15 protein-coding genes and 1 tRNA gene are annotated in these 23,686 nt (G+C 64.9%); 9 read left to right on the top strand and 7 right to left on the bottom strand.

Annotated elements, in window-relative coordinates; all coding sequences use genetic code 11:
* Positions 1-74: 74 nt before the first annotated feature.
* Complete coding sequence (locus BM190_RS10910; RefSeq protein WP_049815037.1) at positions 75-842, bottom strand: FadR/GntR family transcriptional regulator; 768 nt, start codon at positions 840-842, stop codon at positions 75-77.
* Between the two features lie 165 nt (positions 843-1,007).
* Between BM190_RS10910 and BM190_RS10905 the strand changes: the two genes are divergently transcribed.
* The 4 genes from BM190_RS10905 to BM190_RS10890 all read left to right on the top strand — a co-directional run bounded on the left by BM190_RS10905 (position 1,008) and on the right by BM190_RS10890 (position 7,411).
* On the top strand, positions 1,008-2,213 hold the full coding sequence (locus BM190_RS10905) for an ABC transporter substrate-binding protein (protein WP_092254271.1): 1,206 nt from the start codon (positions 1,008-1,010) through the stop codon (positions 2,211-2,213).
* A gap of 247 nt (positions 2,214-2,460) precedes the next feature.
* Entirely contained in the window at positions 2,461-3,528 is a 1,068-nt protein-coding gene (locus BM190_RS10900) for an HlyD family secretion protein (protein WP_092254269.1), read from the top strand.
* Positions 3,525-6,296 (top strand): ribosome-associated ATPase/putative transporter RbbA, encoded by a 2,772-nt coding sequence (gene rbbA, locus BM190_RS10895; RefSeq protein WP_177237029.1) that lies wholly within the window; start codon positions 3,525-3,527, stop codon positions 6,294-6,296. Before BM190_RS10900 ends, rbbA begins: the two co-directional genes overlap by 4 nt.
* Positions 6,297-6,298: 2 nt before the next feature.
* Positions 6,299-7,411 (top strand): ABC transporter permease, encoded by a 1,113-nt coding sequence (locus BM190_RS10890; protein ID WP_018321401.1) that lies wholly within the window; start codon positions 6,299-6,301, stop codon positions 7,409-7,411.
* A 9-nt stretch (positions 7,412-7,420) separates the two neighbouring features.
* Here the strand turns inward: BM190_RS10890 and BM190_RS10885 are convergent, their stop codons facing one another.
* From BM190_RS10885 to BM190_RS10875, 3 genes are all read right to left on the bottom strand, one after another.
* A complete protein-coding gene (locus tag BM190_RS10885; protein WP_092254265.1) occupies positions 7,421-7,909 on the bottom strand; it encodes a DUF2059 domain-containing protein in 489 nt (162 codons plus the stop codon).
* A gap of 29 nt (positions 7,910-7,938) precedes the next feature.
* Positions 7,939-9,153: an OpgC domain-containing protein gene (locus BM190_RS10880; protein WP_092254263.1), complete on the bottom strand. Its 1,215-nt coding sequence runs from the start codon at positions 9,151-9,153 to the stop codon at positions 7,939-7,941.
* A 307-nt stretch (positions 9,154-9,460) separates the two neighbouring features.
* Positions 9,461-12,517 (bottom strand): ATP-binding protein, encoded by a 3,057-nt coding sequence (locus tag BM190_RS10875; RefSeq protein ID WP_092254261.1) that lies wholly within the window; start codon positions 12,515-12,517, stop codon positions 9,461-9,463.
* Between the two features lie 263 nt (positions 12,518-12,780).
* Here BM190_RS10875 and BM190_RS10870 point away from each other — a divergent pair, with 263 nt between their 5' ends.
* A complete protein-coding gene (locus BM190_RS10870) occupies positions 12,781-13,272 on the top strand; it encodes a hypothetical protein (RefSeq protein WP_018321397.1) in 492 nt (163 codons plus the stop codon).
* Between the two features lie 295 nt (positions 13,273-13,567).
* Here BM190_RS10870 and BM190_RS10865 read toward each other — a convergent pair whose 3' ends face one another.
* Positions 13,568-14,467 (bottom strand): alpha/beta fold hydrolase, encoded by a 900-nt coding sequence (locus tag BM190_RS10865; protein ID WP_092254259.1) that lies wholly within the window; start codon positions 14,465-14,467, stop codon positions 13,568-13,570.
* A gap of 185 nt (positions 14,468-14,652) precedes the next feature.
* On the opposite strand from BM190_RS10865, the gene BM190_RS10860 reads away from it, so the two are divergent.
* Positions 14,653-15,348 (top strand): DUF899 family protein, encoded by a 696-nt coding sequence (locus BM190_RS10860; protein WP_092254257.1) that lies wholly within the window; start codon positions 14,653-14,655, stop codon positions 15,346-15,348.
* A 146-nt stretch (positions 15,349-15,494) separates the two neighbouring features.
* On the opposite strand, the gene BM190_RS41600 is transcribed toward BM190_RS10860, so the two are convergent.
* Complete coding sequence (locus BM190_RS41600) at positions 15,495-18,599, bottom strand: autotransporter family protein (protein ID WP_143109034.1); 3,105 nt, start codon at positions 18,597-18,599, stop codon at positions 15,495-15,497.
* 475 nt (positions 18,600-19,074) lie between these two features.
* On the opposite strand from BM190_RS41600, the gene BM190_RS10845 reads away from it, so the two are divergent.
* The gene (locus BM190_RS10845) at positions 19,075-20,031 is read left to right on the top strand and encodes an AraC family transcriptional regulator (RefSeq protein ID WP_177237028.1); all 957 of its coding nucleotides are present in this window, start codon (positions 19,075-19,077) and stop codon (positions 20,029-20,031) included.
* A gap of 130 nt (positions 20,032-20,161) precedes the next feature.
* On the opposite strand, the gene BM190_RS10840 is transcribed toward BM190_RS10845, so the two are convergent.
* A tRNA-Met gene (locus BM190_RS10840) sits at positions 20,162-20,238 on the bottom strand.
* A gap of 367 nt (positions 20,239-20,605) precedes the next feature.
* On the opposite strand from BM190_RS10840, the gene BM190_RS10835 reads away from it, so the two are divergent.
* Both BM190_RS10835 and BM190_RS10830 read left to right on the top strand, forming a co-directional pair.
* Positions 20,606-21,982, top strand: a complete 1,377-nt coding sequence (locus BM190_RS10835; protein WP_246785988.1) for a coniferyl aldehyde dehydrogenase — start codon at positions 20,606-20,608, stop codon at positions 21,980-21,982.
* A gap of 56 nt (positions 21,983-22,038) precedes the next feature.
* Positions 22,039-23,625: a GMC family oxidoreductase gene (locus tag BM190_RS10830; RefSeq protein ID WP_092254247.1), complete on the top strand. Its 1,587-nt coding sequence runs from the start codon at positions 22,039-22,041 to the stop codon at positions 23,623-23,625.
* The last annotated feature ends 61 nt before the right edge of the window (positions 23,626-23,686 follow it).

Genomic DNA, 23,686 nt, shown 5'->3' with positions numbered 1-23,686 from the left:
TGAGATCTTGCGTCTTCTCTTTTGCGCATGATCTTGCCGGAAAACCGCTTCACACTTTTCCGGATCATGCGGCGCTATCTTCGTCGGGCCGCTTGCGCGTGCTCCATGTACATGTGCTCGACCGAGCGATCGAGCGAAGCAATCTTCTCGAAGCCGCGGCGCCAGTCCTGCAAATGCCGGCGCGTCCAGAGCACGCCGGCCTCGCGGTCGCGGTCGCGGATCGCGTCGATGAGATGGCGGTGCGCCGCGACGAGACGCGGACCGCCTTCGGCGACACCGGTCACGATCATCTCGGTGGTCGGATAGAACAATTGCGCCGCGGGCTCGCGCGCGAGCTGGAGCACGCGGTTCTGCGAGGCTTTTGCGACCAGCACGTGGAATTCGGCATCGCATTCGGCCAGCATCGCGGGATCGCCGACCACGGCCTCGCTGCGCAGCAGATTGGCGTCGAGCTCGGCGAGGTTCTCGTCCGTCGCGCGCTCCACGGCGCCCTCGATGCTGGCGACCTCCAGCGTCATCGAGGCTTCATAGAGCTCGCGGAAGGTGACCTCATGCAGCACCAGCGCGCGGCTGAGACGGCTTGCGAGCTTGCTGTAGCGCGGCAGGCAGGCGTGCAGGCGGCGCGAGGAATCGCGCCGGATCAGCCCGCCCTCCTCCAGCACACGAATGCCTTCGCGAATGGTCGAGCGATTGACGCCGAACTGGCGGACCAGGTCGTGCTCGGTGCCGATGGGATCGCCGGGCTTGATGCGGCCATTGACGATCTCGCGTTCGATGGCGTCGGCGACCTTCTGATAGGCCGGCGCGACATCGATCGGTCGAAATAGCGGCGCGATGGGCAAACCGGCCTCCAATGGCGATTGTCCGACAAACTATAGGCACTGACGTCAGGTGCGTCAAACTACATCATTCATAACATCCGCGGAGGAAATTGACTCCGCCGGAACCCGGCTCTAGCTTTGTCGGACAAAGGGACAGAATAGTCCCGCTCAAGAGGAAACGTATCCATGAGACCCATCGCAGCACTCGTGTCTGCGGCCGGCTTACTGTCGGCTGCCCTGATCACCCCTGCCTCGGCCCAGCAGCCGCCGCTCAAGATCGGCGTGCTCTCCGACTTCTCCTCCGTCTATTCCGACATCGGCGGCATGGGGAATGTCGAGGCCACCAAAATGGCGATCGAGGATTTCGGCGGTCAGATGTTCGGCAAGCCGATCGACATGGTCTCGGCCGACGTGCTCAACAAGCCCGACGTCGCCTCCACCATCGCCCGCAAATGGTGGGAGACCGAAGGCGTCGACATGATCATCGACCTGCCGACCTCGGCGACCGCACTCGCGGTGATGGAGCTGTCGAAGCAGTACGAGAAGATCATGATCGTGACGGATGCGGCCAGCTCCGACATCACGGGAAAATCCTGCTCGCCCTACACCGCGCACTGGACCTACGACACCTATGCCAACGCGCACACCGTCGGCAGCGCCATCGTCAAGAACGGCGGCGACACCTGGTTCTTCCTCACCGCCGACTACGTATTCGGCCATTCGGTCGAGCGCGACACCGGCGATGTCGTGAAGGCCGCGGGCGGCAAGGTGCTGGGCAGCGTCAAGCATCCGCTCAACACCGCCGATTTCTCCTCGTTCCTGCTCCAGGCCCAGGCTTCCAAGGCCAAGATTATCGGCCTCGCCAACGGCGGCGGCGACACCATCAACGCGATCAAGCAGGCCGGCGAGTTCGGCATCGTCGCCGGCGGCCAGAACCTGGCCGCGATCGTGATGTTCATCTCCGACGTGCACAGCCTGGGCTTGAAGCTCGCGCAAGGCCTGATCATCACCGAGGCCTATTACTGGGATCTCAACGACAAGACCCGTGCCTTCGGCAAGCGCTTCCTCGAGCGCGTCAAGCGCATGCCGACGATGAACCAGGCGGCGACCTACAGCGCGACGCTGCATTACCTCAAGGCGGTGCAGGCCGCCGGCACCAGGGACACCAAGACGGTGATGGCGAAGATGCGCGAGCTGCCGGTGAAGGACGCCTTCACCGACAACGGCGTGCTGCGCGAGGACGGCCGCATGGTGCACAGCATGTATCTGTTCCAGGTGAAGAAGCCGGAGGAATCGAAGGGGCCGTGGGATTACTACAAGCTGCTCGCCGAGGTGCCCGCCGATCAGGCGTTTCGGCCCCTGAAGGATGGCGGTTGCCCGCTGGTGAAGTAAAGCGGCCCGGATCGCGGATGGTCATCTGTTCAGCAAGCCTCGCTCGTCCGCCTGAGCAATCTGCGCGGACGAGCGGCGACGATGGCGCGCCGCCCAAACATGAGGCACGGGTGCAGCGCGCCGCCGTCTGATCTGCATCAAGTTGCGATGCAAAATTCGCTGCAATGTTGGGCTCGCCCTTCCGCACCTTCGGCGGCCGGGCGTTCGTGTCTCAACAGTGGGCGCCGCCTCACGGCGTTTTGAACAGATGAACTTCACCCCGGGTCGCGTCATCGCCGCGATCGCCGTGCTCGTTGCTGGCGGCGGCTATTACTATTGGCAGCACCGCGATACCAACACACTGCCGGCAGGCTTCGCCCGCGGCAACGGCCGCATCGAGGCGGTCGAGATCGACATCGCGACCAAGACGCCGGGCCGGATTCGCGAGATCCTGGTCAACGAAGGCGACTTCGTGCGCGCGGGCCAGGTCCTGGCGCGCATGGACACCGAGCAATTGCAGGCCCAGCGCCGCCAGGCCGAGGCGCAGCTCAAGCGCGCGACGATCAATGTCGAGACCGCGAAGAGCCTGGTGAACCAGCGCGAAGCCGAACGCAAGGCCGCCGAGGCCGTGGTCGACCAGCGCATCGCTCAGCTCGACACCACGAGCCGCAAGCTCGATCGTTCCGAGCAACTGATCAGAACCAGTGCGGTATCGCAGCAGGTGCTGGACGACGACCGCTCCGCCAACGCCACGGCCAAGGCGGCGCTCGCCGCGTCCCACGCTCAGGTCGCCGCATCCGAGGCTGCGATCAGCTCCTCCCGCGCCATGGTGATCGACGCCGGCGCCTCGGTCGACGCCGCGAAGGCCGCGATCGAGAGCATCAATGCCGACCTCAACGACAGCGTGCTGAAGGCGCCGCGCGACGGCCGCGTGCAGTATCGCGTGTCGCAGCCCGGCGAGGTGCTCGCCGCCGGCGGCCGCGTCCTCAACATGGTCGATCTCGGCGACGTCTACATGACGTTCTTCCTGCCGACGGCCGATGCCGGGCGCGTCGCGATGGGCGCCGAGGTTCGCCTCGTGCTCGACGCCATCCCGCAATACGTGATCCCCGCCAAGGCCACCTTCGTCGCCGACGTCGCACAGTTCACGCCCAAGACCGTCGAGACCGAGGAGGAACGCCAGAAGCTGATGTTCCGCATCAAGGCGCATATCGCGCCGGAGCTGCTGCGCCAGCACATCGAGCATGTGAAGACCGGCCTGCCCGGCATGGCCTATGTGCAGCTCGATCCGGCCGCGCAATGGCCCGGCAATCTCAACATCAAGCTGACGAGATGAGCACGACGGCCGCAGCCGAGCTGCCTGCCGGGCGCGGCAGCGTGGTGCATCTCGAAGGCGTGGGCCTGAGCTATGGCAAGGCCCGGGCGCTCGATGCCATCACGCTCGACCTGCCGTCCGGCTGCATGGTCGGACTGATCGGCCCCGACGGCGTCGGCAAATCGAGCCTGCTGTCGCTGATCGCCAGCGCTCGCGCGATCCAGCAGGGGCGCATCAACGTCCTCGGCGGCGATATGGCGAGTTCGCGCCATCGCCGCAACGTGTGCCCCGACATCGCCTACATGCCGCAGGGCCTCGGTAAGAATCTGTATCCGACGCTGTCGGTGTTCGAGAACATCGACTTCTTCGGCCGCCTGTTCGGACATGACAAGGCCGAGCGGCACCGGCGGATCGCCGGCCTGCTGCGCGACACCGGGCTCACGGCTTTCGCCGACCGGCCGGCGGCAAAACTCTCCGGCGGCATGAAGCAGAAGGTCGGCCTGTGCTGCGCGCTGATCCACGATCCCGAGCTCTTGATCCTGGACGAGCCGACCACCGGCGTCGATCCGCTGTCGCGCCGCCAGTTCTGGGAATTAATCAGCTCGATCCGCGACAGCCGGCCCGGCATGAGCGTGATCGTATCGACCGCCTACATGGAAGAGGCCGCGCAGTTCGATGTCCTGATCGCGATGAATGCCGGCCGCGTGCTGGCGACCGGAACGCCTGCCGAGCTCAAGCGGCAGACCGGAGCGGATACGCTCGATGACGCCTTCATTCGTCTTTTGCCTGAGGCGGATCGCAGCAACTACACCAATGTCGTCATCCCGCCGCGCGCCGAGGACCAGGACGAGATCGCGATCGAGGCCGACCACCTGACCCGACGGTTCAACGGCTTCGTCGCCGTCGACGACGTCAGCTTCCGCATCAGGAAGGGCGAGATCTTCGGCTTCCTCGGCTCGAACGGGTGCGGCAAGACCACGACCATGAAGATGCTCACCGGCCTCCTGCCCGTAAGCGAAGGCACCGCGCGGCTGTTCGGCAAGACCATCGATGCCGGCGACATGTCGGTGCGGCGGCGCATCGGCTACATGTCGCAGGGCTTTTCGCTCTATTCGGAGCTCACGGTCGCGCAAAATCTCGACCTGCATGCGCGGCTGTTCGGGCTGCCGGCGGACACCGTCGCCGCGCGCATCAAAGAGATGATCGGCCGGTTCGACCTCGCCGACGTCGCCGACGCCCTGCCCGATGCGTTGCCGCTCGGACTGCGGCAGCGATTGTCGCTGGCGGTGGCCATGATCCATGCGCCCGACATCCTCATCCTCGACGAGCCAACCTCCGGCGTGGACCCGGTCGCCCGCGACCGCTTCTGGCAGATCCTCGCCGAGCTCTCCCGCAAGGACAACGTCACCATCTTCGTCTCGACCCATTTCATGAACGAGGCCGAGCGCTGCGACCGGGTCTCGCTGATGCATGCGGGCAAGGTGCTGACGTCGGACACCCCCGCCGCGATCGTGGCCGCGCGCGGCACCGCGACGCTGGAGCAGGCCTTCATCGCCTGCCTGGAGGAGGCGATCGCGGATACGGCGGAGCCGGCCGGCCAGCCTGCGATCGCATCGCCCCTACCGGCCGCGACAGCGGAGCCGCCGCGCAAGCGCGGTGCGACGTTCAATCCGACGCGCATGCTCGCCTATTCCCGGCGCGAGGCACTCGAACTGCGGCGCGACCCGATCCGCGCCACGCTCGCAATCCTCGGCAGCGTGCTGCTGCTGTTCGTGCTGGGCTATGGCATCAGCATGGACGTCGAGAACCTGACCTTCGCCGTGCTCGACCGCGACGACAGCGCGATCAGCCGCGACTACAGCCTCCAGATCGCGGGCTCGCGCTATTTTACCGAAAAATCCCCTATCACCGATTACGCCGATCTCGACCGCCGCATGCGCGCCGGCGAGATCGGGCTCGCCATCGAGCTGCCGGCGGGCTTCGGCCGCGACGTCAGCCGCGGCCGCCATGTCGAGATCGGCGCCTGGGTCGACGGCGCCAATCCGACCAGGGCCGAAACGCTGCGCTCCTATGCCCAGGCGATCCACGCCACCTGGCTCGCGCAGAAGGGCCGCGAGCTCTATGGCGAGGCGGCAATCGCCGGCTCCTATCAGCTCCAGCTGCGCTATCGCTACAATCCCGATGTCATCAGCGTCGTCGCCATGGCGCCGGGCATTATTCCGCTGCTGCTGGTGATGATCCCGGCGGTGCTCGCGGCGCTCGCCGTCGTGCGCGAGAAGGAGCTCGGCTCGATCGTCAATTTCTACGTGACGCCGGTGACGCGGCTGGAATTCCTGCTCGGCACGCAGCTGCCCTATGTCGTGCTGGCGTTCGGAAACTTCCTCCTCCTGGTCGGCTTTGCCCTCGTCGTCTTCCGCGTGCCCTTCACTGGGAGCTTTCCGACCTACGCGCTCGCCGCGCTGCTTTACGTCACGGCGACGACCGGCATGGGGCTGGTGATCTCGGCCTTCATGAACAGCCAGATCGCGGCCCTGTTCGGCACGGTGCTGATCACGCTGATTCCGGCCATCCAGTATTCCGGGCTGATCGACCCGGTGTCGTCGCTGCAGGGGGCCGGCGCGCTGATTGGACGGCTCTATCCCGCCACCTATTTCGTCACGATCTCGCGCGGCACCTTCTCCAAGGGCCTGGCGTTCGACACCCTCCACAACGATCTCCTGGCGCTCGCAGTCATGGTGCCCGTCCTGGTGATCGCCGGCGCGATGCTGCTGAAGAAACAGGCCCGCTGACCATGCGCTTCGACAACGTATTCCAGCTCGGCATCAAGGAATTGCGCGGCCTGGTGCGTGACCCCACGCTGCTCGTGCTCATCGTCTATTCCTTCACGCTGGCGGTTTATGCCGGCGCAAAGGCGCTGCCGGAAACGTTGAACCGCGCCGCGATCGCGGTCGTCGACGAGGACCATTCGCCGATCTCGACGCGCATCGAGATGGCGTTCACCGCGCCCTATTTCTCCGCGCCGCGCCTGATCTCGCAATATGAGATGGACCGGAGGATGGACGCCGGCCTCGACACTTTCGCACTCGACATCCCGCCCGACTTCCAACGCGACCTGCTGGCGCGCAAATCGCCCACGATCCAGCTCAACGTCGATGCGACACGCATCTCGCAGGCGTTCAACGGCGGCGGCTATGTCGAGCAGATCGTCAGCGCGGAAGTCGCAGAGTTTTTGGCGCATACGCGCGATGCCCAGGCCGCGCCGATCGAGCTGGCGCTGCGGGCGCGGTTCAATCCGGAGCTGAAGAAATCCTGGTTCGGCGCCATCGACCACGTGATCACCTCGATCACGATGCTCTCGATCATCCTGACGGGGGCGGCGCTGATCCGCGAGCGCGAGCACGGCACCATCGAGCACCTCCTGGTGATGCCGGTCACGCCGCTGGAGATCATGGTGAGCAAGGTCTGGTCGATGGGGGCCGTGGTGCTGGTCGCCTCTGGGCTGTCGATCGCATTCGTCGTCAAGGGATGGCTGGAGGTGACGATCGACGGTTCGCTGGCGCTGTTCCTCGTCGGCGCCGCGCTGCAGCTGTTTGCCACCACCAGCATGGGCATCTTCCTCGCCACCGTCGCCGGCTCGATGCCGCAGTTCGGGCTGCTGCTGATCATGATCCTGCTGCCGCTGCAGACCCTGTCGGGCAGCATGACGCCGCGGGAGAGCATGCCGCAATTCGTCCAGGACATCATGCTGGCCGCGCCCAACACGCATTTCGTGATGCTCGCCCAGGCGATCCTGTTCCGCGGCGCGGGCCTGGAGGCGGTGTGGCCGCAGCTGGTCGCGCTCGCCGTGATCGGCGGCATCTTCTTCCTGATCGCGCTGCGGCGGTTCCGCGCATTCCTGGCTTAGCGCGCGACTCTACAGCTTGTGCCCCTTCTGGCGCAGCGCCTCGATCAGGCGCTGCTTCAGTTCGTCGGCGGCCTTCTGGCTGACGTCCTGGCCGATTTGCGCACTCGCCTGCGCCAGCGCATCCGACTTCTCCAAAAACTTCTTCCCGGCCGGCTGGGCATAGAACGCCTCGATCTGGCGCAGCTCGTCCACCGTGAAGCTCTGGGCATAGAACGCCGCGATCTGCTCGATCATGGACGCTACGAACGGAGTATAGATCTCTGAGCCGGGTGCCGTCACCGCATCGTAGTCGCGCTCGATCTCCGGCCTGTCCTGCGCGACCACGGGCCGAAGCTTGAGCAGGAGCTGCGGCAGCAATGCGCGGTACTGATCGGCGATCTTCAAGGTGACGACGAGCTTGCGTGCCGCGCTCATCGCCTCCGGCGACGGCGCCTGTGCCGATGCACCGCAGGCGAGAAACAGGAGAGTGCCGGCGATCGTCAACAAACGTTTGGACATTGGGCTCTCCCGGAAATGCGGACGATGCTTCAGCGGCTCGCGGGAGCCGCGCCGGCGGTCGCGGCCTGCGCGCTCTCGACCATCTCCGGCTCCTCGACCTCCGTCACCTTCACGAACAGGTTAGGCACGCGCTCGGCGCGGTTGAGCAGCCAGGCCGCGCCGACCATGATGACGATGCCGACGATGGAGACGGCGAACTGCTCCCAGACGCCCTTGGTGTATTGCGTCAGGATCCAGTGCGCCGAGAACGACAGGAACACACCGAGACAGAAGATCGGCAGCGAATGCTGGCCGCAGAGGATCACGGGGCGCAGCCAGACCCCATGCAGCGCGCGCCATTTGCGCGAGAGGAAGTGGGTGACCCAGATTGCCAATGCCAGGAAATGCGTGAAGCGCAGCATGTCGAGGTCGGTCTTGTCGATCGGGTAGATCGCCTTGATCATCCATTTCGGGATCAGCGCCTCGAGCGCGGGAACGTGCCAGGTCATCACGATCAGCAGTGCGAACACCAGCCAGGCCGCGGCCAGACCCATCGCCGCCCTCGACCACACCCATCTGGCGACCTTGTCGATCTGGCCGACGCCGCACCAGGCCGCGAACACGAACATCAACTGCCAGCAGAACGGATTGAAGTACCAGGTCGTGCCGGGCGGGTAGGAGGCGATGTTCCAGTTGAACCAGCGCGCCAGCACGTAGAGCACGACCGAGGCGGCGAGCGTCAGGTTCGGCCGGCGCACCAGGCACCAGACGATGAAAGGTGAGGCAAGCACCAGCGTGATGTAGAGCGGCAGCACGTCGAGATTGACCGGCTTGTATTTCAGCACGATCGCCTGCCCGATCAGCTCGTCCGGATGCGCCAGGAAGTTGAACACGTTGAACTCATGCTGGTACATCGGATTGTCGAAGCGGCGCGCGGTGCGGGCGATCTGCGCGGTGAACAGAAGGAACAGCATGATGTGCGCGACATACAGCTCGGCCGCACGCCGCCACAGCCGCTTCATCGCGGCGAGAAACCAGCCGCCGGCGACGATCGGGCCGTAGATCCAGCCGACCAGATAGCCGGAGATGAAGACGAAGAATTCGGCCGCATCGCTGAAGCCGTAATTGCGTAGCGTCATCCAGGCCACGACGTCGTGCGGGATGTGGTCGAGGAAGATCATCCATAGGCCGATGCCGCGGAAGAGATCGAGCCTGAGGTCGCGCTCGACCGGCGCCAACAAAGCTGACTGGTCCCGTGTGATCATGGCCCCGCCTCATCCGGTAGGCGTCGCGCCATGGCGGCGCCGGCAAAATGCGATGCTAAAAAATCGAGATCAAAAGTCACCTGGCCCTGCGGCTAGTCACCGACGGTAGCCCACCTTGGCGTCGGTGCAAGGGGTTCGTCACTGCGGTGAGCGAGGCTGCCTCTCGCAGCCGTCTGGAGGCGGCGCCCAACCAATTATGTCGAAAACAACCCCATGCACAGTAGCTAACCCTTTGTACTGCCTACGAGATTCGTTCGGCATTTTGGGCCGGCGGTTTGGTGAGGCGCAGACCTTGCCGGGCGCGGCGTCAGATCAGCTCGCTGCCCTGGGCGAGCACCTCGGTCAGCATCGCCTCGGCCTTGCGCTGGAGCGGCCCCGCGCCGCTTTCGGAGGCGATCGCGATGGCGGCGCGCAGCGCGGTAAGGATGGCCGCCCTGCTCTCGGTACTCGAGGCGGGCGTCACAACGGCTTCGCCGAACAGGGCCTCGGCCTCGAGGCCCGAAAACCCCTGCTGGCGGGCGGTGTTGCGCGCCTCGCGCAGCATGTTCTGCGCGGCCCTGACATCGCCGAGGCGGCAGGTCGCGAGCGCAAGGTAGATCGAGCTGCGCAGCACCGCCGAGGTGTAGCCGACCGCCTTGGCCTCCTCGCGCGCCTCGGTCAGCATGCCGCGCGCCCGGTCGAACAGCCCCTGCTCCAGATAGGCCATGCCGAGGTGGCAGGCGAGCACCGGCACGAACAGGCGGATGCCGTGCTTCTGCGCCAGCACAAACCCGTCTTCGAGAATGGCGGCGGCCGCCGCCGGGTCGCCCCGGCCGAGCATCAGGCAGCCGCCGCTATAGGCGGCGGCGACGCGGTCGTAGGGACGTCCGGTCTCCTCCGCGATCGCAGCCGCTTGTTGCTGAAGCTGCTCGGCGGTGTCGAGCTCGCCCATGACGGTGTGAGTGATGGCGTTCATCATGCAGCAGAGGAGGAGCAAGGATCGTGGAGTCGTGCCGATCGGGGCACTCGATGCCGAGCCCACGAGACCGGCACGTGCCGCGGCCAGCATCTTCTCGGCGCTATGATAGCGGCCGCAGAGAAAATAGGCCTGCCCAAGACCATATTGTGCGAGATTACGCCAGCCGGGATTGCCTGAGCTTTCCGCCAGACGCACGACCTCTTCCCCGATCGCGACAGCTTCGACCGGCGTTCCGTAGAAGTTCTGCGCGCCTGCTCTCACGGTCATGGCCGCGATCTTGCGCCCGATGTCGTCGATTGCATCGGCGCGCCGTTCGGCTTCGCGTCCCAGATCCAGGGCTTCGGCGACGCGCCCCGATCCGGCAAAGGCCAAACGCGCCTCCATCCGGAGATCGATAGCGTCTGCTTCTCGCGCTTGCGTCACCGGGGTCTTGTCGAGAGACCCCATCGCGATCTCGAAATAGTCGACCGCGTCGGCATAGGCTGAGCGCACCAGACATTTTCGAGCGGCGCTTCTGCCATGGTGAAACGCCTTCTGCCAATCCTTCGCCCTCGTCGCGTGATAGCAGAGCGCGTCCGGCCCGTCGTTCGATGCCTCGTCGTCCTCGAGCGCTGCGAGGATGCTGGCATGGATGCTTTCGCGCACCTTTTCGACCATGGAATCGTAGGTCACCTGCCGGACCATCTCGTGCCGAAATTCGAGCGAGTCCTCCAACTCGCTATCGATCCTGACGAGCAGTTCGGCCCGGTCGAGCGCGGTGAGGCAATCCTGCAGCACGCCTTCCGGCAAGGCCGCGATCTTCCGAAGCAGGGCCTGATTTGTCCGGGGGCCAAACGCCGCGGCGATCTGCAGGAGCGACCGTTCCTGTCGTGACACGCGATCGAGCCGCGCCGCGATCACACCTTGAATGCTGGTGGGAATGCCGAGCTCTTCCACGGGACGCGCAAGAGACAGGTCGCCCCACTGACCGAGGAGTAAGCCGCTATCCTTCAGACTGCGGCAGACTTCCTCGATGAACAGCGGGACGTTTGCGGTGTGGGAGATGATCCGGTTCTTCAGGTCCGCGTTGGTGGTGGCGGGGCCGAGCATTTCCGCGAGCATGGCCAGGCCCGAATCGTCGTCGAGGGGCCGCATGGCCACGATCTCTGCGTGACAGCGCGCAATCCACACCGGCATCCCGTTGGGCCGCGTGGTCAGCAGCACGAGCAAATCGGGACATTGCAGCGCGGAGAGAGTGGCCATGACCGTATCGCTGGCCCGATCGATCCAATGCAGGTCTTCGATCAGAAGGATCGTGCGCTGACGACGGGCGATGCTCTCGACGATCGCGCAGCTCGCATCTGAAATCGCGCGACCGCGCGCGTGCGGCTCCAGTTCGTCCCATTGCGGATCGGAGATCGGCAGGTCCAGGACCGCGTCGATGGCTCGCTGCTGCACGGCCGGCAACGCCCCTCTGGGATCATCCGCCCTGACCTGATCCCTTGCGGCCAAGTCGAAGATCGACAGCAACAATCGCTTGAGGGCGCTGTACGGCGCGCCCTGGAGATTCGGGCTGCACTCGGCATCGATCAGCCGCCAGCCGCTGGCGCGAAGATCCTGCGCGAACTCGTGCGCAAGCCGCGACTTTCCGATGCCGGCGTCACCCATGAGCAGAACGGTCTGGCGGCTAGCGCTGACCCTTTCGGCCGCACGCCACAGCAAGGCCCGCTCCGTCGTGCGGTCGACAAATCGGGAAACACTGCGCGCACGCCGGACCCGCCAGCTCGAAAGATCGCTCGCGCCCATGACCCGGTACACGGGCATCGGCTCGCCGAAACCGCGGAGCGTCTTGCGACCCAGGAATTCGAAGCGGACATGCCCGTCCGCCAGCTTCTGACAGGCCTCAGAGACGTAGACCTGGTTCGCCTCGGCCGCCGCTTCCAGCCGCGCGGCCAGATGCTGGGCGGCCCCGCCGATCTCATAAACCTTGGAAAATTCGCTGGCGACCATGTAGGCGACCACATGCCCCGAGTGGAGCCCGACCCGGACCTGAAGACCGGGATCGCCCAGGCTGCCAACACGCCGAACGAGCTCGATGGCTGCGTGGCAGGCGAGCGGCGCGTGGTTGTCGTCGGCGATCGGGGCACCGAACACCGCGGCCAGCCCGTCCCCGAGCTCCTTGCTGACGATGCCGCCAAACTGGCGCACCGCGCCTCTCATCGCCGCGAGAGCCGGCTCAAGGCGCGACACCGCCGCCTCCGGCTCCAGCTCGGCAACAAGTCCAGTGGAATCGACGACGTCGGCGCGCAAAATGGTCACGAACCGCCGTTCGCTGTCGGGCTCAGCGCGCTCGCGGACTGCCGCTCCGCATTTGGAGCACCAGCTATCGCCCGGACCGATCGCCGACTGACACGCGAAGCAATGCATTCCAGCGCCTTCAAACGACTGCCTCAGCAGTCTTCGCTACCCGCGCCCGCGAGACCTTCAGCTTACATTACCAATAGAGGACTACATGGCAATTAGGCTTGCGGGATACGCGACCTTACCGGATGGTAGCTCGCTGGACGAAGTGCAGTCGTGGATGGTAGCGTGCCTGCACACAACAAATTGTGTGATCGGCCGCCGCGTGACGCGAAGTTGCGGCCAGACGCTACGGTTTTTGACAAACAGACATATCGAGGAAAGAGGCGATGGCCGGACTGGTATATAGCGGCAAGGCATTTCGAGACTTGATGAACGCCAATTACTATCCCCTCGCGAACATGAAAAAGAGCGTCGCCAAGCTCAAGGCATCCGATGACATCGACCTGCCGACCCTGGAATACGGCCAATACCATTTGATCTTGAACCCGCCGTCGATATGGCCGCAGGGCAGCGCCAAGTACTGGCACAAGGAGAAGGGCCGGGCTCGGGTCGACCTGAGCACCCAGCCGAACACGGTCCCGCTCTCCAAGGACGAGCCCGGCGTCATCCCGCTGACACGATGTGACCTGCTCGATGCCTGCGTGCGGAAATGCTTCAACTCGGAGCCGCCGATCCCGATGAAGACGAAGATCATCAGCCACGCGGCAAGCGATGCCTATGCCCATCGGCACGAGATCCGGTTGGAGTGGGAATACAAGAAGGGCTCGGACAAGCCGACGCTGCTGAATCTGACGATGGTCTGTCCGCACAGGTCTTGATCTGCAGACGCAACCGGCTTCGATCGTCGCCCGCGCACTTGAGGTGCGCGGGCGTTTTGTTTGCCGGGGCCGCGCGCGGGTCGCGCCCGTCCCGCGCGCGGGTCGCCGTCTCAAGGGAGCGACCGCGCCGGTTCGAGAGGAGCGGCCGATGCCCGTTGGACTCTTGGAGGTCGAAGGCACCATCGTGGTCGGCCAGTTTTGGCCGGAGGGGCGGTCGGATGCCGACAGCACCAAGATCGTGGCGAGCATCGCGCCGGATGCGAGCGAGCCATCTTCGCAGGTTGCGAACGCGCAACTAGCTATCGCTCCTGAAGAACCGATTCAGCTCAAGGGCCGTCTGCTGCGGAATATCCTCCGGAAAGAAATGTCCTCCATCGAGCGGCTTTCCTTGCACGTCATCGGCCCAGGTCCGCCATAGCCCTAAGGGGCCGCCCTCGCTCGCATACCAGGAATTCAACGGGCCGCGGCGGCTCCAGAGGATCAGGACAGGGCAATCAATCCGGCGGCCGGAATTGCGATCCGCCAGATCGTGCTCATGATCGATCGTCGCCGCCGCTCGATATTCCTCGCAGATCGCGTGAACATGCGCCTCATCGCGCAACGCCTCGACATAGGACGTCCGGACGGCCTGACTGAAACTGTCTGCTCGCGACCCCCAGCCATGGAGCGCATTGTCGATGACGGCATCGGGAGCCGCGGACAATAGCCGCTCAGGGAGAGGTTCAGGCTGCGCGAGCAACGACCAGGGCCAATAGCCGACCGCCAGTTCCTTGTCGGCACGCTCCCAGGCATCGGCGATCGGAACGACGTCGAGGACGGCGAGCCGCTCCACGCGGTCGCCATGGTCGAGCGCGAGCCGGTAAGCGACACGGCCACCGCGATCATGGCCCGCAACCGAGAAGCGATCGAAGCCAAGCTTCGTCATGACGGACACCATGTCCTTTGCCATCGCCCGTTTCGAATATGGCGCGTGGTCCGGGCTGGAGGGCGGACAAGCGCTGCGACCATATCCGCGAAGATCGGCGCAGATTACGGTGAAGTCTTGCGCGAGCAACGGCGCAACGTCTCGCCACATCAGATGCGTCTGGGGAAATCCGTGCAGCAGGAGAATTGCCGGTCCCGAACCGGCCCGACGGATGAAAATCCGCGCTTCCTCCGCCTGAACATCGGCGGCCTCGAAATCCTCGAACTTCATTGGACCAGCCCTTCCGAGCGACGGCGAACCAAGCAAGTCCGCAATTGCATATCGACGCCCGGATCCAAATTGGGTTCCGGCCGTAACGGCGTGTCGTTCGGGCTATGTCAAATAAGTGAGCGTAGGTGTCGGAACGAGGGGCCGCCGGACGTCTTCACGGAGAGGCCCCAACCAGAGGTCACGCCATGAATAGTTCCATACTGAAGCCTGCTTCCGAGCTCGCTCGCACGAACAAAGCTCATTTTCCCAACGAAAGCGCCGACTACCGCCGCACCCGCCAAAGCCTCCTGGCCGAGGAGATCGAACTGCGTCGTCATATCGAGCGTGTCGCTGAACTGCGCCGGTCCCTGCCGCCCGGGGGCGAGGTGAAGAAGGACTACGTGTTCGAAGGCGAGAACGGCAAAGCGAGTTTCGCCGATTTGTTTGACGGCAAGCAGACGCTCGCGATCTACAGCTACATGTTCGGGCCGCAGCGGCAGACGCCCTGCCCGATGTGCACCTCATTCATGAGCACGTGGGAACATAAATTGCCCGACATCGAGCAGCGTATCGCCTTCGTCTTCATCGCGCGATCGCCGATCGCGCGGTTGATCGAGGCAAAGAAGGCGCGCGGCTGGACACGACACAAGATCTTCTCCGACCTCTCCGGCGATTACACGCGCGACTACGTCAGCGCCGAGGACGCCGACGTGCCCGGCTACAGCGTGTTCACGCAGCGCAACGGCACGATCCGGCATTTCTGGTCCGGCGAGATGGGTGCCACGATGGCTGACCCCCAACAGGATCCCCGCGGCGCGCCCGACTTCGATCCGCTCTGGACCATCTTAGACACCACGCCAGAGGGGCGCGGTACCGACTGGTATCCAAAGCTCGCTTACTGAAGGCTTCTGTTGTCATTGATCATGCGTGCTCGCGGCTTCGCGGGCATGTCGCAATTGTTCATGGCAGTCGGCGGCCTCGGCCGTGCACGATCGCTCGATGCGGATTGACCTCGATCGCTGGCGCCCCCTTGCGCGGGGCGCGGCCATCACCAAGAGTACCGCAGCGCCACTGTGCCGGCGTAGAGGTCCGAGCGCTTGGCAAATTCACCATCGAATTTGGCAAGCAGTTTCCAGTTCTGGTTCAGGTACCAATCGGCGCCAATCGAGGCGAGGCCGGAATCGTGCGGAATCGGTGCGCCGAACACGGTGAAGTTCGAGAGCGGCAACGCCTGAAACGCTGCATTGAGCCAAGGCGTATCGACGAAATCGTGTGCCCAGGCCAGTCGCGCGCGCACGATCAGCGGCGTGCCACCGAGCAGTGTCGGATGATCAAAACGGGCACCGAGCTCGGTTCGGACATCGGTGGCTTGCTTGGCTGCGTAGGTCAGGCCGAAGCCCAGATTATTCACGTCGGTCTCGCTGTAGGCGCCGGAGCGAAATGCCTGCGCCTGCGCCGCCGCATAGGGCGTGATCCCGAAGTTGGGCGTCACGGCAAGACGGTAACCTCCTTCGATGCGCGCGCCAATGCTCTGGCCGGTGAAGGTCGCGCGCAGATTGCCGCCGAGCGCGGTTCGGTCGGTCGTGAACCAGTGATTGGCAAAAGCGATCGACTCGGCGATGTAGGCCGGACCGATCACCGTCCTCGCATAAGCGCCGATTTGCGCGGACTCGCTGCGGCCGCTGCCGAGGCTGTTCGACAATCCCCAATTGGTGCCGCCGCCGGCCGCAGCCAGGCCGATCACCGTCGAGGGCGAGAGGCGATAATCGATACCGCCGGCGACCCCATAGGTGCTGAGCCTGGTGTCGGTCGAACCGATCACGGGATCGCCGCTGGTCTTGCCGCTGCCGCCGAACGCAGCATTCCACAGGCTCCAGCGCTGCGCGAAGCTTGCAGGTGGCGGCGCCTTGAACACCGATGCGTAGGCCTGCGCCAAGTCCGGCGGCAGGTTGGCCTGCTCCTCCGGCGCAAAGCCGGTGACACCACCGCCCGTGGCGGCGCCGAAATGGCCGTCGACAAAGGGGTTGAGCATTAAATTGAGAAACTGGTCCATGAAGCGGAAGGAGGCGCGCTGCGCCCCTGTCGCCGCTTCGCCGTCAAGGGACGTGAATGCGGCACGCGCCTGCACAGCGGAAAGGCCCACAAGGGCGTTGAAGAGCGGTCCGCTGAAGCCATTGGCGTTGCCCGCCGCGTTCAGCGCGGACGCGACGTTGAACTGATTGACCGTCTGCGTGACCGTCGTGAAGTCCACATTACCGCCAGCGCCATTGCCCGTGATGTTCAGGTAGACGTGCGTCGCATCGTACGACAGCGATTCCTGCAAGAAGGCTGACGTCGATGACGCGGAGAACGAGGCAAACGTGCCGCTGATCGCGCTCGCCGTGATGATGGTGTGCTGGCCGAGAGGACTGCCCGAACCGCCGGAGATCGTCGCCGACACTGTTGCGCCCGACACCGTCGCTACGCCGGTTGCGGTGATGGAATCGTTGGCCGCGCCACTGAGGCGGATGGTGTAGGCCGAACCTGGCGCCAGGAACATCGGACCGTTGACGTTCAGCGTTGCGCCAACCGTCGAGCCGGGCAGCGCCGGCATCAGCGAACCAGCCTGCAATTGGATTCCGCCGGTGATGGCGCCGCCCGGACTGATGGCATTGGAGCCACCGGTTAGCTCGATCGCAAATTGCCTGACCGTTCCGCCGCCGTCGAGACCGCCGCTGATCGTGCCGCTGTTGGTGATCGTGAGGCCGGAGCCAATGACGCCGGCACCGCCCGCGCCTGCAGTGCCGGAAGGGTCGGGAGCGCCACTATTGCCACCGACGATCTGGCCGGCGTTGATCAGGGTTGCGCCCGAAGCGGCAAACTGAACAGCGGCACCACCTGCGCCGCTCATTCCGACAGCGACGCCCGCTCCGCCGGTTCCGCCGGCCACTGATCCAGTATTTTTGAATATCGAATCTGCTCCTTGAAACAGGACGCCCGTTCCGCCTGTGCCGCCGGCACCGGGGAGTCCCACTCGAATGTCACTTGTCCCGCTGAGGCCGCCGTTGCCCCCACCACCCGCTCCCCCCAAGAGTCCTCCAGCACCACCGGCTCCGGCAATCACCGAGCCTGAGTTGATGAAGGTGACGGCGGAACCGGTAAAGACCGCACCGGCCCCGCCAGTTCCTCCGTTCCCGCCGTTTCCACCAGTTCCGAACACAAGATATGTGCCGGTTGTCCCATCGGTCGTTTCCAATCCCGACCCGAATCCGCCGTTTCCGCCTGCGCCACCGGCGCCGCCTGTGGCAATCGCCGTATTGACCACGGTGATATTGAACCCGGTCACTTCAAAAGCGGCGCGACCACTGCCGCCGCTACCGCCGTTGCCGCCAGTTCCGATCGCAGCCGCATGTCCTCCCGCGCCGGTGGCCGCCGCGACAGCGATCCCGTCGCCGCCGGTCCCGCCCGCGCCGCCGGCTCCGCCGATGCTGTTGGCATTGAAGGTAAAGGACCCGGCTTGCAGGTTTCCGATCCCGCCATCGCCGCCGTTTCCGCCGTAGCCACCAGCGGCGCGCGCAATGACAGAATCCCCCGCGCCATTCGACGACGCATTTACTTCTCCTGCGCCGCCCGCCCCGCCCGCACCTCCCGAACCGCCGGTGCCGAGGCCAGAGCCGCCGCCGCCGCCACCACCACCTCCCGACCCGCGGGAAGCAAAGTTTCCAGCAGGGGCGTTGAGTACAGAATCTATAGGATTACCTCCGTTGCCGCCGTTGCCGCCGATGACGCCGCCGCTGAACCCACCGCCGCCTCCGCCGCCCCCGCTGCCGCTACCGTTGCCGCCATTTGCCCCGTTTAGAGAGCCGGCCGTTCCGCCCGCGCCACCCGCGCCGGCACTAAAACCCCCGCCTGTGCCTCCGCTTCCACCTCCGCCCGCACCACCACCTCCTCCACTGCCCGCATCGGTAGCGGAATCGATAGCGGCCGTACCATCACCTCCCGCTGCGCCAGCATCACCGATACCGCCGGCGCCGCCTACGGCCAGGCCGGTCGCACCGCCGGTTCCGCCATCGGCATGGGCCGCCGTCGTGAGACCGCTTGCCAGGAGCAAGCCGAGAGCCGCGCCGGCCAGCAATGCGTTTCGCCTGCGCTCGAACAACGTGCTGAAATTCATGACCCCCTCCGAGGGAAACGCATTGGCGTCCCATTCCCTGCTGTCAGCGCGGCGTGCTGCGCTGCCGACAAACCCGTAACCAGCGGCGCGCTCGGCGTTGAATCGAGCGCTCGGGACAATCTGGCATGGTTGGCGCGCGTGGGCTGTCGTCGAGGCGCAACAACGCTTTCCGCACGCTTGATCTAAGGCGCGGCAGGCTTTGCAAATTGCGAGTCAGCGAGGGACGGGCGGCGCCGTTTCAACAGCATTGCAACGCATGAGACGAGGATGTCCACGCTTGTGCACGCGCGTCGCATGAGGAGTCGGGCGTTCGGCGCGATGGCTGGTCGTTGATCTATTGCGAACTCGCTCTTTTCTTTTTGCGAACACTTCCCCGCGCCAGCGCCGAAAAAAGCAGCATAACACCGTCGCTATGCACGTTGCCGTACTTAAGCCGAATGGTTACGGTTGCCGAAATTTCCCGGTGCCAATCGCCATGCATGTCGATGACATTGACCCAAAGCCGACGCGGTTTACGACGGACGAGCTTCCCGAACGTGACAGGCTGACCCGCTGGCGGGAGGAGTTCGGCAGGACCATCGTCAGTGTCGATATTGCGCCGTTGGCGCCGGAGGTCCCGTTCCGCGCCGAGGCCATGTTGCAGAGATTGCCGGGCGTGCGAATGGCGCTGTGCGACGGCACAGCGGCGGCGCTCGAGCGGACGCGCGCGCAGGCGGCGGCCAGTGACGACTCCGTCGGAATGATCGTCAATCTCGGTACGTCGGCACTGGCGTTTCAGCGTGGTACCGAGGTGACGCTGAACCTCGGCGACGCGGTACTCGTACGTCCGGACGAGCCCGGCCGGCTGTGCGGGACAACTCACCTCGCGCTGCTCTTTCCGCGAACGCCGCTCGCCGAGCGCCTGCATGATGTGAGCAGCGTTTTCATGAAGCCGGTGTCCGGCCGCCAGCAGGCGCTGCAGCTGTTTCTGCGCTACCTCCGGATGATCCAGGCCGATATGGAGCCGACCGATCCTGCCTTGCAGCAGGTGATCGTCAATCACATCCACGACCTTGCCGCGCTCGCCATCGGCGCGAACCGCGGCACGCTCGAGCAAGGCAAGGGCGCCGTTGCCGCGGCGCGACTTGCATCGGCCATCGAGCATATCGGCAAGCACTTCGCCGATCCTGCGCTTTCGGTCGCAAGCGTCGCGCGCCAACAGGACATTTCGCCGCGCTACCTGCAGGAATTGCTCGAGCAGTCCGGCGCATCATTCGTCGCGCGCGTCAACGAGCTGCGGTTGAAGCGCGCCTTCGCGCTGCTCACACGGTTTCCGAACCGGCCCATCGCCGAGATCGCCGCGCAAGTCGGATTCTCCAGCGTGTCGCATTTCAACCGCCTGTTCCGGCTTCGGTTCGGCGACAGTCCGAGCGGAGTGCGCAGCCGGGACTAAAGCGCGATGAGCCTGGAATGAATCGTCATTGCGCTGACGGCCCGAGACAGTTCGACGATCCGTCGCCCAAAACAAAAATGGCCCGCTTTTCGCGGGCCATTTTCGTATCGGATCCGGTGAAATCCGAATTTGGTTGCGGGGATAGGATTTGAACCTATGACCTTCAGGTTATGAGCCTGACGAGCTACCGGGCTGCTCCACCCCGCGTTAAACACTTGCTTTGCCTTCAGTTGGATCCCGGGGACGGTCGGTTGAGGCCTGCGCTGTTCGCGTGGCTTTTCTCGTCCGTCCCAAAGGCTTCCTTGGAAGGCAACCCGGGGCAAAGCCCGTCGGGTGCGGGGCGTATGTATCAAGGCGAGCTGCCTTTGGAAAGGGCTGCGGGAACGTTTTTTTCGACTTTATGACAGGGGAAGCGACCGATTTTGGCTGCGTTCCCTGTGCTCTTGCCAGAAGTTCCACAAAGGGCCAGCTTGCGGCAACAAGATTAAGGCTGAAACGCCGGTGAGGGAGGATCGCCGTGGACAAATCCCTGACGAGCGCCCCGGTCGGAGCGCTGGAGGAGGCCTTCCACAACATGGTCGTGCCGTCGCGGGACGAGCCGCCGGCCGGCCTTGCCGAGCGGCTTGACCGGCTGGCGCGGCTGCGCGCCGTGATCGCCGACAATGAGGAGCGCTTCCGGCAGGCGATCTCGGCCGATTTCGGCCACCGCTCGGCTGTCGAGACCACCATCGCCGAGACGATGTTGCTGTTTTCCGAGATCCGGCACGCCACAAAGTACCTCAAGAGCTGGATGGCGCCGCAGCGCGTCGCGACCGCGCTGCAATTCCTGCCGGCGCGCAACCGGCTGATGCCGCAGCCGCTCGGCGTCGTCGGCATCATCGCGCCCTGGAATTATCCGCTCCAGCTCACGCTCGCGCCTGCGATCGGCGCGCTAGCCGCCGGCAACCGCGTCCTGATCAAGCCGAGCGAGCTCACGCCGCACTTCGCAGGCCTGCTGAAGGAGACGGTCGCCGCGCGATTCGATGCGACCGAGCTGCTCGTCACCGGCATCGAGGGCGAGATCGCAGAGGCGTTTGCGCGCCTGCCGTTCGATCACCTCGTGTTCACCGGCTCGACCCGGGTCGGGCGGCTGGTCGCGGAGGCCGCGGGGCGTAACCTGACGCCGGTTACCCTCGAGCTCGGCGGCAAGTCGCCTGCGATCATCGACGCCTCGGCCGACCTCGATGAAGCGGCCGAGCGCATCGCCTACGGCAAGTTGCTCAATGCAGGGCAGACCTGCATCGCGCCGGACTATGTGCTGGTGCCGGAGCGCTCGTTGCAGGCCTTCGCCGAGAACGTGCGCGCCCAGATGCGGCGGATGTTCGGCACCGATCCGGCGAACAAGGACTACACCTCGATCATCTCGGACCAGCATTACACCCGGCTCGAAGGCCTCGTAGCGGACGCGGCGGAGCGCGGCGCCAAAATCCTGCAGCCGGCGAAAGCGGACGATCCGAACTGGAAGGCGCACCGCAAATTCCCGCCGACGCTGATCGTCGGGGCGACCGACGCGATGGCGGCGATGCAGGAGGAGATTTTTGGGCCGGTGCTCCCGATTCTCGGCTATCGCGATCCCACTGACGCCATCGCCTTCATCAACCATCGCGACCGGCCGCTGGCGCTGTACTGGTTCGGCAAGGACGGCACCGCGCGCGACGAGGTGCTGGCCCGCACCATCTCCGGCGGCGTCACCATCAACGACTGCCTGTTTCACTTCACGCAAATCAACCAGCCGATGGGCGGCGTCGGCGCATCCGGCACCGGCGCCTATCACGGCGAATGGGGCTTTCGCACGTTCAGCAAGTTGAAGCCGGTATTCTATCGCTCCAAGTTCAACCGCCTCGCCGATCTCTATCCGCCCTATGGCGGCAAGATCGCGCGGTTGGAGAAGTTGATGCGGTTCACGTCGTAGGGGCAGTCGTTCCGGGGCGCGAAGCGCGAACCCGGAGTGACGATAGGGGGAAACAAGTGACCGACACATTCGATTTCGTCGTCGTGGGCGCGGGCTCCGGCGGCTGCACAATTGCGGGGCGGCTGTCGGAGGATGCGGCGACGTCCGTGGCGTTGCTCGATGCGGGCGGGACGAACGACAATTGGCGCATCACCACACCGTTTGGGCTCGCCCTGCCCTACAAAACGGCCAACTGGGCCTTCGACACGGTGCCGCAGAAGGGATTGAACGGCCGCATTGGCTATCAGCCGCGCGGCAAGGGTCTTGGCGGCTCCTCGGCGATCAACGCCATGGTCTACATTCGCGGCCACAAATGGGACTACGACCACTGGGCTTCGCTCGGCAATGCCGGCTGGTCGTATGCGGACGTGCTGCCCTATTTCAAGCGCTCGGAGAACAATTCCGATTTCGACGGCGAGTATCACGGCAAGGGCGGCCCACTGCATGTCAACCGGCTCCGCGCGGACAATCCGATCCATGATGTCTTCCATCAGGCCGCACGCGAGGCGCAGTTCCGCATTCGCGAGGACTTCAATGGTGAGGATCACGAAGGGCTCGGCAGCTATCAGGTGACGCAGCACAATGGCGAACGCTGGAGCGCGGCGCGCGCCTATGTGCACCCCCACATCGACAAGCGCGCAAATCTGCGCGTCGAGACGGGGGCACACGCCACGAAAATCCTGTTCGAAGGGGCGCGCGCCGTCGGCATCGAATATGTGCAGGGCAAGCAGACGAAGCAGCTGCGCGCGCGCCGCGAGGTGATACTTGCCGGCGGCGCCTTCCAGTCACCGCAATTGCTGATGCTGTCGGGCATCGGCGATGGCGATGCGCTTCGAACGCACGGCATTGGCGTGCTCCATCATCTGCCCGGCGTCGGGCGCAATCTGCAGGACCACCCGGATTTCGTGTTCGTCTACGCCTCCGACTATCCGCACTTCGTTCATGCCTCGCTCGGCCGGTTGCCGTCCCTGCTCCGTGCCATCCAGCGCTATCGCCGTGAACGGCGCGGCCTGATGACCACCAATTTCGCCGAGTGCGGCGGCTTTTTGAAAACCCGGCCTGACCTCGACGTACCTGACATCCAGCTCCACTTCGTCATCGCGATGCTCGACGACCACGGCCGCAAGAAGCACAAGGAGGCGGGCTTCTCGTGTCACGTCTGCCTGCTGCGGCCGAAGAGCCGCGGCAGCGTGTCGCTGAAGAGCGCCGATCCGCTCGCAGCGCCCATGATCGATCCGAACTTTTTGGGCGAAGCGGAGGATCTCGAGACGATGGTCGCGGGCTTCAAGACCACGCGACGGCTGATGGAGACGCCGGCGCTGCGCGCGCTGCAGAAGAAGGACATGTTCACGTCCGACGTGAGAACCGACGACGACATCCGCAACATTTTGCGCAATCGCGTCGACACGGTCTATCACCCCGTCGGCACCTGCAAGATGGGGACGGATGCGATGGCCGTGGTCGATCCGGCACTGAAGGTACACGGCGTCGAGGCCTTGCGCGTCGTCGACGCCTCGATCATGCCGACGCTGATCGGCGGCAACACCAATGCGCCGACCATCATGATCGGGGAGAAGGCGGCGGATCTGATCCGGGCGGGTTAGTCGGCCGCTGCGGTTATGTATCCCGGATCTGCGCGCGCTTGAGGCGCGCTTGTCCGGGACG

Origin of the sequence: Bradyrhizobium sp. Rc3b (assembly GCF_900114915.1) — a bacterium.
Lineage (GTDB): Bacteria > Pseudomonadota > Alphaproteobacteria > Rhizobiales > Xanthobacteraceae > Bradyrhizobium.
This window is presented reverse-complemented; position numbering and strand designations above follow the sequence as displayed.